Genomic DNA, 13,929 nt, shown 5'->3' with positions numbered 1-13,929 from the left:
GCACCGACGATGGTGCTTCAGAGCGACGACAGCCCACTGTTCGGCCTTCCGGGGTCGATCCATCCATCATCGTGCAGAAACCTCGCCCGATTGTTGCGTTAGCTTGCACACAGTGTTCAAGCTTGATGCGCCCCCGGGGCAGGTTCGCTTCTGGCCGGGCCCTTGGCCGACGTCACCACGTCCGGGGCAGGCCGCAGTTCGAACCGGAAACTGGACCCTTGCCCAGGCGCGCTGACCACTTCGAGCTGGCCTTCCAGCCGCTCCACCAGCCGCTTCGTGATGACCAGACCCAAACCGGTCCCTTCAATCCCGCCGGATTCCCGGCCCAGGCGGTTGAACGGCTGGAACAGCTGGGCCCGCTGGGCCTCGGTCAATCCAGGGCCGGTATCGGTCACGCTCAGCGCGACGTTGCCCAGCGGCGTGCGCTGCGCCCGCAGCCACACCTGGCCCCCTTCGCGGTTGTATTTGATGGCGTTGCTCACCAGATTGGTCACGATCTGGCGCAGCCGGGTCGCATCCGTCATGACGTCCGGCAGACCCTCCTCCATCTCCAGATGCACCTCCACCTTCCGGCGCTGCCGCTGCGTCTCCACCATGGCCAGACTGTCCGAGAGAATCGGCGCCAGGGCCTGCGGGGACAGGTCCACCCGGATGTCGTCGGCTTCCAGGCGCGACATGTCCAGCGCGTCGTTGATCATCTCCAGGAGGTGCCAGCCGGACTGCTGGATGTGCTGCACCCAGCCCCGCTGACGCGCGCTGATCGCCGGCTCACGGTCCGCCTCCAGCAACTGCGAAAAGCCCAGCATGGCATTGAGCGGCGTGCGCAGCTCGTGACTCATCCGGGATAGAAACTCGTTCTTGGCCCGATGGGCCGCCTCGGCGGTTTCATGCAGGCGCTCCAGCTCTTCCAGCCGCAACTGCTCACCGATGTCCTCCACCACGCCCACCAGCCGGAATGGGTCGCCCTCGGCATCCCGCAGCATCGAGACCCAGACCCGCACCGTGATCAGCCGCCCCTGCTTGCTGATGTAGCGCTTGATGCGGCTGTAGCGTTCCAGTTCGCCGCGGATGAGGGCAGAGCCCAGGCGGCTGTCTTCGGCTCGGTCGTCGGGATGGGTCAGCTTGAGGATCGAGCGGTGGCGCAGCTCCTCCTCGCTGTAGCCCACCAGCTGCGAGAAATAGGGATTCACCGTCTGCGGCTTCGCATTGAGATCGGTGAAGACCACCCCGATCGGCGCATGCTCCACGATGTTGCGGAAGCGCTCCTCGCTCTCGCGCAGCCGCTGTGTCCGCTCCTCCACCAGTTCCGCCACCCGGGCGGCCCGGCCGGTCACCACCAGCAGCAGCACACCCAGCAGGCTGGTGCAGACCAGACCCGCCAGCGCGAAGGCCAGCGCCGCATGGCCGGTCTGCATCGGCAGCCCCTTGGGCGCGTAAACCACCAGTTGCCATTGACGGCCGGCAAAGCTCACCGCCTGCTGGCGGGCAGGCACATCGGTGGGCAGGGTGAGGCACCGGTCATCACCGGCCAGCAGCACCTGACGGGTCTGCGGGGTGCGGTCGAGCAGGCAGAAGTCCAGATGAGTGGATTGAGGCGGCATCGACTCATACAGCAGAGCTTCCGGTCGCAGGGTGGCGAAGGCCAGTCCGCGCAGCCTCGGTTTCGCGTCGTCGGACGGGGTGCCCCGAGCAGCCTCGGGAGGCGCCCCATCCTCGTAGACGGCCCGATAGATCACCACGCCGACCGCCCGGGCACCGACGTCCTGGGACAGCGGAAAACCTTCGGCGGCATAGGGCAGCCCCGTCGCAATGGCCAGGTCCTGCGCCGCACGGCCCTGCGGAATGGCCCGCACGTTGACGCCCAGAGCGTTCTGATTGCGGTTGAACGGCACGATCAGCCGGATGGCCAGCACGTCGTCCTTCGGATCGACCTGCAGGTCGCCCGGGCGCTGACGTTCATGCAGGTGGTAGCTCGGATACCCGTCCAGCCGCGCTGCACGCTCGAAGGCATCGCGCTTTGCGGCGGGCACCCGCACCGACCAGCCCAGCGCATAGACACTTTCACTGCCGAGCAGGCGCTCGGCGTGGGCCCGCTCGAAGGCGGCGCGGCTGATCATGGGGGCCACCGTGAGCAGGCTGTGGTTGGCCTCCAACGCGGTGAGCGGACGCTGCAGCGCATTGCTCAGTACATCCAGGTCGGCCTCCGCTTCCAGATCAAAGGCATGGCGGCGGCGCGCCTCCTCGTTGAGAGCGACGTAGTAGCTGGCGGCGATCAGCAGCCCGCAGGCCAGCATCATCGGCAGCGCCACGCTGAGCCGGCGCGGAGCCCAGTGGCTGCGCGGCAGTCCGAAGAGACTCAATGCCAGAGGCGTCACCAGCATGACCGCGATGGCGTCCCCCAGCCACCAGGACAGCCAGTGCGACATCTCCGCGCCCGCCGGCACCGAGCCGGAGACCGACAGCACGGTGACGCCGACCGTCGGCCCCACGAGACAGGCCAGGCCCGCCACCGCGCCGTAAAAGCGCAGCACCTCGCGGGGTTCGGTCAGCCGTGGCACCGGTCCCACCCAGCGACGGGCGAGCCACACGCCGACCCAGGCCTGCAGGCCGGCCGCCAGCGCGATGAGGACAAAACCGGGCAGGGTGCTGGTGCTGCGCATTTCCGGCAGCAGATTGACGGCCAGCGACCCAATCACGATGCCGGGCAAGACCCGCGCGCCCCACCGCAGGACGGCGGCAGCGGCGAGGCCGGCGGCTGGATAGACCGGCGCGGCGGCATCTGGCGGCACGATGGACATCATGGCGCCGATGCCCAGTGCGGCATACACCGCGGCGATGACGGCATTCAGTCCAAGCGACATCAGCCAGCGCCGCATCGGCGAGGCAGAAGGCGTGATCGAGGCCGCTTGGACGGAGGCATCCCGCATGTGCCCAGCCTACCCCCAGATGGGACCCCCGCACACGCTTCATGTCAGGGGGATGCCAAAGGAGTTTCCCTAGTGCCACTGAAACCGGCTTCATTGTTGAGGCGCAGGCGCGCCCGTGGCGTTTGTCTGCGACTCAGGCGTCCGTTTGAAGCGGCGGCTGAAGCGGGGGTTGAAGCGGTGGTTGAGGATGGCGCGCCGCCCACGGGTCGGTGGCGTCGACGGTCTGCCGATGGGCCGGATCGTTCAGGTAATGCGGGGACATGATCTGCACGCCGTTCTCGTTGAAGACGTCCAGCACGTTGGCATGCAACGCGCTCATCGCTTCCACCCGCCGCTGGGCCGCGGCCAGGGTGCTCTGCGCGCAGAGCCGGTATTCGACATAGAAGTCGGAGAGGGCGGACTGCACCACATACGGCGCGGGCACCTCGGCCACGCCCGGGGTGCGCCGCGCTGCTTCCATCAACAGCGCATGCACTTGTCGCCAGGGGGTGCTGTAGCCGATGGTCACGGCGGTGTGCAGCACGAAGCGTCCGCCCAGCGCCAGGCGGGAGAAGTTGCGCACCGGCTGGCTGAAGATCACGGTGTTGGGCAGGCTGACTTCTTCGCCGAGGCCGGTGTGGATGCGGGTGGCAAAGAGCCCCAGCTCCACCACCGTGCCTTCGGTCTCGCCGATCTTGACGTACTCCCCCACCCGCAGCGACCGGGAATAGATCAGCGAAAAGCCCGACATCGCCTGTCCCACGACGCCGGAGGCGCCGAGGGACAGCATCAGGCCCGCCAGCACACTGACGCCCTTGAAGGCATCGCTCTGCGACCCCGGCAGGTAGGGATAGGCCATGGCCAGGGCAAACAGCCAGATCACCACGTTGAACAGCCGGCGGGTCGGCCCCGCGGTGTCGGCATCCAGCCAGCCCAGTTGCGCTTCGCCATGCGCGACCCGGTCCAGGAAGACGGTCGATGCGCGGGTGGCGACGCGGGCCAGCGCGAAGATGAGCACCGCGATGGTGAGACCGGGCACCGCCTGGGCGAGGGCGCCGAGGAAGCGGTCCGCCACTTCCAGCAGCCAGGTGCTGGAACGTTCTCCCCAGGGACGGGTGTAGGCAAACTGGCGCAGCACGAATGTCAGCCAGACTTCGGCCAGCAGCAGGCCCAGGCCCCAGGTCAGAAAGGTCAGCGTCCATCGCAGGGCCGTGCGGGTGGGAGTGAGGCAGGCCTCCAGCAGGCGTTGGTGCTGCGGGCGGCTCTGCAAGGCGGTGAGCAGCAGGCGACGCAAGCTGCGTCGGCCGCGCAGCAGCAGCCACAGCAGCGCCCAGCCCACGGCCGTGGCGGCCAGTGAGGTGATACCGGCGAGGGCGATGCGGCGTGGGTCCCGCATTTCGCGATGCTCCGCGATGGCGAGCTCCAGCCGGCGTTGCACGCGGTAGGCTGCTGCTGACAGGGTGCCCGAGCCGGGCAAGGCAGCGACATCGCCTGCCGTCAGAAAGAACACCGGGTGGCCATCGATGTCGAACCGCACGGCATCCTGCGTCTCTTCGCGCGTCACTTCACCCGGGGCGCCGCCGGCCAGTGCCTCGGCGATCGCCAGCTGGGCCAGCGAGGCGCGGTCGGCGGCGGTGCCGCCCAGCGCATCCGCGCGGAAGGCGACGACCGGTCGCTGATTGAGAAACGCCTGCACCGCGGGCGTGGGGGCGTGGTCACTGCTGGCTGGAGCCGTGGGTGGCTGCGCCCACGCCGGCAGAGCGATCGCCAGCGCGACCAGGAACGAGCGACGGAGACGGATCAGGCGCACGGAGCGGACTCCTGTTGGACGACCTGCGCACAAGCTTACCGAAGGTCCGCCGCAGGACGCGAGTCTGTCACCTTCGATTTGGTCAAGATGCTGGCGGAACTACGCAGGCTTTGGATGAGCAGCTTGGCCAGTTCTGCGGGTTGCGCGGCCAGTTGGTGTCCTTTGCGGGAGATCAGTCCCAGGGTGCGGCTGACCGAAGGACGCACCAGCGGCACCCCCACGATATCGGCCGGGCTGCTGCCGCTCAGCGCCAGTCCGGGAACGGCGCTGACGCCCAGACCGGCCCGCACCAGGGCCATCGCGCCCTCCACATGATTCGCTTCCACATGGGCCACCGGCCGCGCCTTGGCCTGGGCCATGGCGTTGTCCAGCAGCATGCGGTTGCCGCTGCCGGAAGCGAGCGAGACGAAGCGCTCATCGACCAGCGCTTCCCATCCAACTGCCCGCTGGCCCGCCAGTCGGTGTCCGGCCGGTACGGCCAGCAGGTAGCGCTCCTTCACCACGGCGGAGAAATCGATCGTCGGATCCTGGGCGCCGAGGAAGTTGATGCCGAAATCCGCGGTGCCGTCGGAGACGGCTTGCAACACCAGCGGCGCGCTCTGGTCCAGCATGCGGATGCGGGTGTGAGGGTGCAGGGCCGCGAAAGTGGTGAGCACCTTCGGCAGCAGGTGGTTGGCCACCGAAGGGATGCAGGCAATGGTGACCACCCCGGTGCGACGCACCGCCCGTTCGCTGACGTCAGAGATGGCGTTTTCCAGCGAGGCGAGTGCGTCGCTGGCATGGGCCAGGAAATGCCGGCCGTCTTCGGTGAGGGCCACCCGGCGCGTGGTGCGCTCGAACAGTCGCAGCCCCAGCGCGTCTTCCAGCCGGTCAATGCGGCGGCTCAGGGCGGACGGTGAGATGAACAGGGCCTCGGACGCCGCCCGGAAGTTCAGCCGCTCGGCCACCGCGACAAAGGCGGCCAGTTCGGACACATCGAAATTGATTCTCATGGTGCACCAATCGTTCCCTTCTTTGCACTTCCGTCAATGTTGCGTCAAAAGGATGATGGGTGCAAAGGACTAGATGCCGGAGACTTTCCCATGACTGTTTACAGCGCCGCGCCGGGTGGCGCGTCACCTTCAGCAACTGCCGAAGCGCCCCTGCCGCGAAAGGCGGCGCTGGGCGCGGTGATCCGCGTCACCAGCGGCAACTTCCTGGAGATGTTCGACTTCTTCCTCTACGGGTTCTACGCGCTCCATATCTCGCAGGCGTTTTTCCCGACGGACAGCGAATACCTCTCGCTGATGCTCACCTTCGTGACCTTCGGCGCCGGTTTCCTGATGCGCCCGCTGGGGGCGGTCCTGCTGGGGGCCTACATCGACAAGATCGGGCGGCGCAAAGGGCTCATCCTCACGCTGGCCATCATGGCCTGCGGCACGGTGCTGATCGCCTTCACCCCGTCCTATGCCTCGATCGGTCTGGTGGCACCGGTGCTGGTGCTGATCGGTCGATTGCTGCAGGGCTTCTCGGCCGGTGTCGAGCTGGGCGGCGTATCGGTCTATTTGGCGGAAATGGCCACCCCGGGCCGCAAAGGCTTCTATGTGAGCTGGCAGTCGGCCAGCCAGCAGGCCGCGATCATGGTCGCGGCGGCGCTGGGGTACGGCATCAGCCAATCGCTATCCGCCGCGCAGATCAGCGAATGGGGCTGGCGCATTCCGTTCCTGATCGGCTCGCTGATCCTGCCGTTCGTGTTTCATATCCGTCGCTCGCTGGCGGAGACCGACGCCTTCCTGGCGCGCAAGCATCATCCGACGCTGCGGGAGATCGTCGCGTCGATGCTGCGCAACTGGGCGCTGGTGGGCGCCGGCATGATGCTGGTGGTGATGACGACGGTGTCGTTCTATCTCATCACCGTCTACACGCCGACCTTCGGCAAGTCGGTGCTGCACCTGTCGGCGACCAGTGCGCTGATCGTCACCTTCTGCGTGGGGCTGTCCAACTTCCTCTGGTTGCCGGTGATGGGGGCGGTGTCGGACCGCATCGGCCGCTGGCCGCTGCTGCTGACCTTCAGCTTGCTGACGGTGTTGACGGCGTATCCGGCCATGTCGTGGCTCACCAGCGCGCCGACCTTCGAGCGCATGCTGGTGGTGGAGCTGTGGTTGTCCTTCCTTTACGCCAGCTACAACGCGGCGACCATCGTGGCCCTGACCGAGGTGATGCCGGTGGAGGTGCGCACGACCGGGTTCTCGCTCGCCTACAGCCTGGCGACGGCGATCTTCGGCGGCTTCACGCCGCTGGTGTCCACCTGGCTGATCCAGACGACCGGCGACAAGGCGGCGCCCGGAATGTGGATGAGCGGGGCGGGCGCGATCGGACTGATCGCGACCTTCCTTCTGTATCGGGGGATCGTGAAGGCGCGGTAGAGGAGGGCACCCGGCCGGCGGCCGGGGCACTGTATGCCTGAAGGGATGTTGAGGGGGCGGGCCGCACCACCGATGCGGCTCCCCGCCCCGATGGTTCAGGGTTGATGCGGGTGCAGCCCGCTGCGTGCCACGGCCTTTGCACTGTCGCGTGAGGCGAGGAACTGGATGAAGGCGCGTGCCTGCTCGGGATGCGCGCTGCCCTTCACGACGGCAGCGGCGTAGGGCGTGATTTTCTGAAGGGCCTCGGGCAGTTCGCCGGCGATGTCGATGCCCTTCACCGGCTGCAACTCGCTGCGCTGCTGGCAGCCGAAAGCCGCTTGCCGCTGCGCCACGATCTCTCCCACCGGCGTGGCCGGAATCTGCCGGCCTTTCGCCTTGACCTGCGCTTCGATGCCCAGCCTGGCGAGCAGCTCATGCTGGATGTATTCGCCACTGGCGCTGTCGGACCAGGCGACGCTGGGCGCATTCAGAAACGCGGTGCGCACCGCCTCCGGTGTGCTGAGGTCGGGCTGGGGGTCTCCGGCGGGAACGGCGCAGGCAATGTACGAATCGGCGAGGACCACCTTGGTGCTGCTATCGACGACGCCGTCGGCAATCAGCTGGTCGAGCGCGGAGCCGACCATGATGACGACGTCGATGGATTCCCCGCGTGCCAGCCGTGCAGGAATGGCTTGCGAGGTGTTGCCCATCGAAGGGCCGAACTGGGTGGCCACCGGGAGGGCGGACGGGCGGGCAGCGTAGTCGTGCGCGAGGGTCTTGAAGGCCTCAGCGAACCCTCCGGAGGAAACGGCGACCAGCGCGTCGGCCGCCCAGGTGGGCGTTGTTGCCGCGATCGCGCTGAGTGCGGCTGCCGCGATCAGGGCGCGCGGGATCATCGGTCTCGCGAGACGGGCGCAGAAAAAGGGCAGGAACATGTTTGGGCCTCGGAAATGTGGAGGCCGTTATCTTGCGGAGCCGGAACCGATGCGTCTATTGCAATGTTCTTGACGTTTATTGCACCTGGGGCATCAAGCGGGCGAAGCGTTCTCGGACTTCACGGCGTTGACCGCTCATGCGCAGCGCACTAGAATTCGACCAACACGGCCCCTCTCAGTGACTTCGCGTTGGCGAAGAAGCTGCTGAGGGGTTTTTTGTTGCTGCCTCATTTTTTCCCTCTCACCAGTGGAGGTCCCACCCGTCGGGCGCCCCCATTCCTGCAACGTTCAGGCCCAGGTGTGAAAGATTGGGGAAGGCAAGCAGATGCGCTTTCATCCGGTCCGCCCATGTGGATCGTGGATGGACCGCATTGAGCAGATGCCGGGTGATCTTCAAGAGCAGAAAGCAGCGTGCGCGCGCATGCGCATTGACTTCCAACGACGCGACCCAGCCCTGTTCCGCAGCGGACGGCAACTTGGGCTGATCAACGATATTCCGGTTCCAAAGTCGGCTGTGATGGGCGCAGACATTGCGCAGGTAGTTGAGGCTGCGTAGCCAAGTGGCAAAGATCCGGCCACTGCTCAGCCCGTACTGCCTTGCAATGGCATCTTGCTCAGTCTCCCGCATCCCCTGAAAAAGTGTGGACAGTGTCCCGAAGTCCCAGACTTCGCAGGCCACCCAGATCGCCAGCGGCAGCCCATAGTGCGAACGGTTGTGACGAACGAACTCCTCGCGGGATCGACCAATCAGTTGCGCGTGCTTGGTGAGCCACTCGTGGTGTCGCGTGACACCGGTGTCTTTGTCCAGTTTGATGCTGAACTCGTCGTGCAAGAGGTCGGGTTTCAGATACGCGAAGGGATCGAGCGAACCCAGGGTGTGCGAGACATCCACCCGCAGCGCAATTTCAATGCGCTCCAGCGCGTCCATCACCAGTCGTCGAAGCTGCTTGTCGAACACGTAGAGATCGACAGCGTTCTGGAACGTGGCGCCTTCCCGGAACCGATCCAGCGCGATCCGCTCCTCGCGAACCTTCGTCGGTTTGCGACCCTGCGCGTCCAGGCGACAGACAGGCGCACTGCGTTCCCGAAAGGCAAACCAGTAGCCGCTGAGGCGGTAGTAACCGATGCGCTTTAAGTGATCCAGCGCCCGAGTACGGTCTGTCACGATCATGCCCCGAGCCATCAACTGGTCCAGCTGGGCGTCGTAGCTCTTCCAGGGTTTTGGGTAACTCACGCGGGCGGCCTTCTTTCGGCAGGACGGTTGGAGCCCGAAATGGCCAAGACGAGGGCGGTGGCGAACCAAGCTCTTGAGCCATCCATCCGTAGCATTGGCGTCTGATCGGGCTGATCTTGCCTGAGTGAGCGGTCCCAAGTTCTTGTGCACGCTGACTGAAGCGATCGCTGGCCCGACGAAACTGCGTTCGAAAAAAGGCGAAAAATGCCGCGATGGATCGCGGGCTTTGCGGGTCAGTCGGTGAGAGACGCGGCTGGGATCACCAGCAGCAATTCCGAGTCATCGATCATGCGATAGACCGGCCGCTGACCGGACAGTTGCTCGCTTTGAGCCACAGCTTGGATGAAGGCGTTGGGCAACTATCGGCGCGGGTCGGTGCTGGCCATCAAGACACCTGCAATGGTGGGACGCAAGGTGCCCACCGTGTCAGGCCGAGCCATCGCCAGTTTGTCCAGCAGCAGCTCCCGACTCTCCTGGACACGCCTGCTGGCAAAGCGGCGCCACAAGCCGTCCGGCAGGTCGTCGAGCGAAGCATCCGGAACGGCCTGCTCATCGAAGCGGATGATGCGCGCCTGGCTGCGCTGCTGAAACAGCCGGGCCAGGTAGTCCGGCGCCGTCTCGCGCTTCGCGCTTCCACGCGGTGAAAGTAGCCCCCGGGTTCCGATGCACAAACAGGCTGCTCGGGACATCGATCTTGAGGGCCGGCACGGCTGCGCCGTCCGGACCTAACAGTGTCAGTCGTTCAATCGCGGGTCCAAGCGGCGGCGTGACGCTATCCAGACAGATGTGCCGAACGAAATCCTCGAGCGCGTCCAGGTGTTCCAGTGGAACGCCCAGGACGTGTCGAGCATCGTTCGACGCCGAGCGGCGCCGACCCCTATCAGACGTTGAACAAGAAGTTCAACACATCCCCATCCTTGACCACGTACTCCTTGCCTTCCGCCCGCATCTTGCCGGCGTCCTTCGCGCCCTGTTCACCCTTGAACTGGATGAAGTCGTCAAACGCGATGGTCTGGGCGCGGATGAAGCCGCGTTCGAAGTCGGTGTGGATCACACCGGCCGCCTGCGGGGCGGTGTCGCCGATGCGGATGGTCCAGGCGCGCACTTCCTTCACACCCGCGGTGAAGTAGGTCTGCAGTCCCAGCAGCTTGAAACCCGCGCGGATCAGCCGGTTCAGGCCCGGCTCGTCCTGGCCCATTTCGGCCAGGAACAGCGCCCGGTCTTCATCTTCCATCTCGGAGAGTTCCGCCTCGGTCTTGGCGCAGATCGCCACCACCGGTGCGTTCTGAGACGTGGCGTATTCCTTCAAACGGTCCAGGTAGGGGTTGTTCTCGAAACCGTCTTCCGCCACGTTGCCCACGAACATCGCCGGCTTGGCGGTGATCAGGCACAGCGGCTTCAGGATGACCAGCTCTTCCTTGCTGAAGTCGATGCCGCGCACCGGCTTGGCTTCGTTCAGTGCCGCCTGGCACTTCTCCAGCACCTTCACCAGCGCTGCCGCTTCCTTGTCATTGCCCGAACGCGCCGCCTTGTTGTAGCGGTGCAGGCTCTTTTCGACGGTGCCCAGGTCCGCCAGGCACAGCTCGGTCTGGATGACCTCGATGTCGGAGATCGGGTCCACCTTGCCGTTCACGTGGATGACGTTGGGGTCTTCAAAGCACCGCACCACGTTCACGATGGCATCCGTCTCGCGGATGTGGCTCAGGAACTGGTTGCCCAGGCCTTCGCCCTTGGACGCACCGGCCACCAGGCCGGCGATGTCCACGAATTCCACGATCGCCGGCACGATGCGCTCGGGCTTGACGATCTCGGACAGCTTCTGCAGGCGCGGATCCGGCAGTTCCACCACGCCCACATTGGGTTCGATGGTGCAGAAAGGATAGTTCTCGGCGGCGATGCCGGCCTTGGTCAGCGCATTGAACAGAGTGGACTTGCCCACATTGGGCAGGCCCACGATGCCGCATTTGAGGCTCATGGGGGGCTTTCGGAATTGCTGGGAGGCCAGCGGCCGCGGACAGCGGGCACAGGCAACAGGGCTCCCCCGGGTGAATGCATCGGCCCGTGGTTACCTTCAGATCAACATTTTAAGCGGCCCGCGGCAGCACCCCTCAAGCCCCTGCCTACAATCTCCGACATGGAAAAGTTCGACGTCCTGGTACGCGGCAGTGGCTGCGTTGGCCGCAGTCTGGCCCTGGCGCTGGGCGCCCGAGGCTTTCGGGTCGCCCTGCTGGGCAAAACCGCCGCGCCCGCCGCCGCCACGGAACCCGGTCTGGCCAGCGGCCCGGCGGCCGCCGCCACGGCCGGACGCCCGGTCCAGCCCGGCAGCGATGTGCGCGCCTATGCGCTGAACGCCCAGTCGGTGCGCCTGCTCAACCGCCTGCGCGTCTGGGACACCCTGCCCGAAGATGCCCGTACCGCCGTGCACGATATGCGGGTGATGGGCGATCGCGCCGGTGCCTCGCTCCATTTCAGCGCCTGGGACCAGGGCGTGGGGGAACTGGCCCACATCGTGGACGCCGCCGCCCTGGAGGACCAGCTCGACGCCGCCCTGCGCTTCGCCCCGCATGTGCAGCGCGTCAGCGCGCCGGTGCCCGCCACCCTCGAAGCCTTGTGCGAAGGCCGCGAATCGGTGACGGCGCAGACCCGGCACGGCGTGCACTTCGAGCGGCACGACTACGGTCATCTGGGCATTGCCGCCCGCGTGGTGGCCAGCCAGCCGCATCACGGCGTCGCGCTGCAATGGTTCCGCTCCCCGGACATCCTGGGCCTGTTGCCATTCGACCGTCCGGAAGCCGGCCGCAGCTACGGCTTCGTCTGGTCGGTACCGCGGGAACGCGCGCAGACCCTGCTGGCCGCCGGCCCATCTGAATTTGAAGCGGCGCTGATGGAAGCCACCGGCGGACAGGTCGGTGCCCTCACGCTGGCCAGCGAACGTCAGGCCTGGCCGCTGCAGCTGGCCCGTGCCGACCGCCTTTGCGGCCCCGGCTGGGTGCTGCTGGGGGATGCCGCCCATCTGGTGCATCCCTTGGCCGGACAGGGCCTGAACCTGGGCCTGGCCGATGTCGAAGCGCTGGTGGAGGTGATCGTCGCCCGCGAAGCCTGGCGCACGCTCGACGACGAGAAGCTGTTGCGCCGCTATGCCCGTGCCCGCCTGGCGCCCACCTGGGCCATGGGCGAACTCACCGACAGCCTTCTGCGCGGTTTCGCCAGCCAGGCCCCGGTCATCGCCCGCCTGCGCAACGAAGGGCTGCGGCTGGTGGACCGGGCCGGTCCGATCAAAAAATGGCTCACCGCCCGGGCCCTGGGTCATTGACCCCTGACGACTGACGCCGGCCCCGGCCGACGCAACAAGGAATCAAGACATGAAGTTCTCCGCCCCCCTGCTGGCCCTGACCCTGGCCGTGATGGGCTGCACCGCGCAGGCCAACGAAGACACCATCCGCAAGAACCTGGGCGCGGCGCTGCCCAAGGACATCAAGCTGGATGAAGTCCGTCCGACGCCGATTCCCGGCCTGTGGGAAGTGCGCATCGGCACAGAAATCCGTTACACCGATGCCACCGGTCAGTATCTGATCGAGGGCGAGATGCTCGATCTGAAGAACCGTCGCAACCTGACGCAGGACCGCATCACCAAGATCACCATGGTGGACTTCTCCACCCTGCCGCTGAAGGACGCCATCGTCTGGAAGAAGGGCGACGGCTCGCGCCGCATCGCCGTGTTTGCGGATCCGAACTGCGGGTATTGCAAGCGTTTCGAGCAGTCGTTGCAGGCCGTCAACAATGTGACCGTCTACACCTTCGTCATCCCCATTCTCGGGGGGGACTCGCCAGATAAGTCCAAAGCCGCCTGGTGCGCCAAGGACAATACGGCTGCCTGGCGCGACTGGATGGTCAGCGGTGTGACGCTGCCCCGTCCGGACGCCAAGTGCGATGCCAGCGCCGTCGAGCGCAATCTGGACCTGAGCCGCAAGCTCAAGGTCAACGGCACCCCGGCCATCGTCTTTGAAGACGGCACCCGGGCGCCGGGCGCCCTGAGCGCCGATCAGCTCGAACAGCGCCTGCAGAGCATCAAAGCAGGCACCGCCAAATCCTGATCGTTACGGGTGAGGGGCCTTGGTAGGTCCCGTCACCGCCTCTGCCGTTGTTGGGTCCATGAACGAACGCACCGTCCTGCCTCCGAATCCGGTCGCCCTGAAGCTGGGGTACGCCGGGCTGATTCCCTTCGTCCTGGGGGCACTGCTCACCTGGCTGGTGCGTGACGATGCCCATGTCTACACCGTCATGGGACTGACCAACTATGCGGCGGTGATCGTCTCGTTCCTCGGCGCCATCCACTGGGGCCTGGCCTTCCGGCAGTCGATTCCTTCTCCGAGTCCCTACGTCTGGGGTGTGGTGCCGTCGCTGGTGGCGTGGATCGCCTCGATGATGCCGCCGTACGCCGGCCTGGTGGTGCATGGCGTCATGCTGATCGTCTGCTATCTCGTGGACCGGCGGATGTATCCCGCCCTCGGCGCCAGCGCCTGGCTGACGCTGCGCTTCCGCCTCAGCGCGGTGGCGGCCCTGTGCTGCTTCCTGGCGGCGCAGGCGACCCTGGTTTGAAGCGGATGAGTGCCTGAGGGACCGGGGGGAGGGCTCCCCCGAAGGGCGTCCCCCGGGCGAC

At 66.3% G+C, this 13,929-nt stretch carries 11 protein-coding genes; 4 read left to right on the top strand and 7 right to left on the bottom strand.

From position 1 onward, the window contains the following. Positions 1 to 116: 116 nt before the first annotated feature. The 3 genes from FHS28_RS12975 to FHS28_RS12965 form a co-directional block, all read right to left on the bottom strand. Positions 117 to 2,927, bottom strand: coding sequence for an ATP-binding protein (locus FHS28_RS12975; protein ID WP_088451077.1), 2,811 nt, complete (start codon positions 2,925 to 2,927; stop codon positions 117 to 119). Between the two features lie 133 nt (positions 2,928 to 3,060). Continuing rightward, a complete protein-coding gene (locus FHS28_RS12970; RefSeq protein ID WP_088451075.1) occupies positions 3,061 to 4,716 on the bottom strand; it encodes a mechanosensitive ion channel family protein in 1,656 nt (551 codons plus the stop codon). Positions 4,717 to 4,751: 35 nt separating this feature from the next. Beyond that, positions 4,752 to 5,708 (bottom strand): LysR family transcriptional regulator, encoded by a 957-nt coding sequence (locus FHS28_RS12965; RefSeq protein ID WP_088451073.1) that lies wholly within the window; start codon positions 5,706 to 5,708, stop codon positions 4,752 to 4,754. A gap of 90 nt (positions 5,709 to 5,798) precedes the next feature. Between FHS28_RS12965 and FHS28_RS12960 the strand changes: the two genes are divergently transcribed. Further along, the gene (locus tag FHS28_RS12960; protein ID WP_088451071.1) at positions 5,799 to 7,121 is read left to right on the top strand and encodes an MFS transporter; all 1,323 of its coding nucleotides are present in this window, start codon (positions 5,799 to 5,801) and stop codon (positions 7,119 to 7,121) included. A 95-nt stretch (positions 7,122 to 7,216) separates the two neighbouring features. Here FHS28_RS12960 and FHS28_RS12955 read toward each other — a convergent pair whose 3' ends face one another. The 4 genes from FHS28_RS12955 to ychF all read right to left on the bottom strand — a co-directional run bounded on the left by FHS28_RS12955 (position 7,217) and on the right by ychF (position 11,244). Further along, the gene (locus FHS28_RS12955) at positions 7,217 to 8,035 is read right to left on the bottom strand and encodes a substrate-binding domain-containing protein (RefSeq protein WP_246410026.1); all 819 of its coding nucleotides are present in this window, start codon (positions 8,033 to 8,035) and stop codon (positions 7,217 to 7,219) included. A gap of 241 nt (positions 8,036 to 8,276) precedes the next feature. Beyond that, the gene (locus FHS28_RS12950) at positions 8,277 to 9,269 is read right to left on the bottom strand and encodes an Abi family protein (protein WP_088451067.1); all 993 of its coding nucleotides are present in this window, start codon (positions 9,267 to 9,269) and stop codon (positions 8,277 to 8,279) included. A gap of 359 nt (positions 9,270 to 9,628) precedes the next feature. Next, positions 9,629 to 9,940, bottom strand: coding sequence for a hypothetical protein (locus FHS28_RS12945; protein WP_184294736.1), 312 nt, complete (start codon positions 9,938 to 9,940; stop codon positions 9,629 to 9,631). 209 nt (positions 9,941 to 10,149) lie between these two features. Next, positions 10,150 to 11,244, bottom strand: coding sequence for a redox-regulated ATPase YchF (gene ychF, locus FHS28_RS12940; RefSeq protein WP_088451065.1), 1,095 nt, complete (start codon positions 11,242 to 11,244; stop codon positions 10,150 to 10,152). A gap of 159 nt (positions 11,245 to 11,403) precedes the next feature. Here ychF and FHS28_RS12935 point away from each other — a divergent pair, with 159 nt between their 5' ends. Genes FHS28_RS12935 through FHS28_RS12925 form a run of 3 tightly spaced genes read left to right on the top strand, consistent with a single transcriptional unit; the run spans position 11,404 to position 13,868 of the window. Beyond that, positions 11,404 to 12,582 (top strand): FAD-dependent monooxygenase, encoded by a 1,179-nt coding sequence (locus tag FHS28_RS12935; protein ID WP_088451063.1) that lies wholly within the window; start codon positions 11,404 to 11,406, stop codon positions 12,580 to 12,582. 49 nt (positions 12,583 to 12,631) lie between these two features. After that, positions 12,632 to 13,363 (top strand): DsbC family protein, encoded by a 732-nt coding sequence (locus FHS28_RS12930; RefSeq protein ID WP_088451061.1) that lies wholly within the window; start codon positions 12,632 to 12,634, stop codon positions 13,361 to 13,363. Positions 13,364 to 13,421: 58 nt separating this feature from the next. Beyond that, a complete protein-coding gene (locus FHS28_RS12925) occupies positions 13,422 to 13,868 on the top strand; it encodes a DUF3429 domain-containing protein (RefSeq protein WP_088451059.1) in 447 nt (148 codons plus the stop codon). Positions 13,869 to 13,929: the final 61 nt, after the last annotated feature.

It is taken from the genome of Roseateles terrae, assembly GCF_014192155.1.
GTDB classification, from domain to species: Bacteria; Pseudomonadota; Gammaproteobacteria; order Burkholderiales; family Burkholderiaceae_C; genus Roseateles; species Roseateles terrae.
Note: the sequence above shows the minus strand (reverse complement) of the source record. Positions and strands in the feature narration are given on the sequence as shown.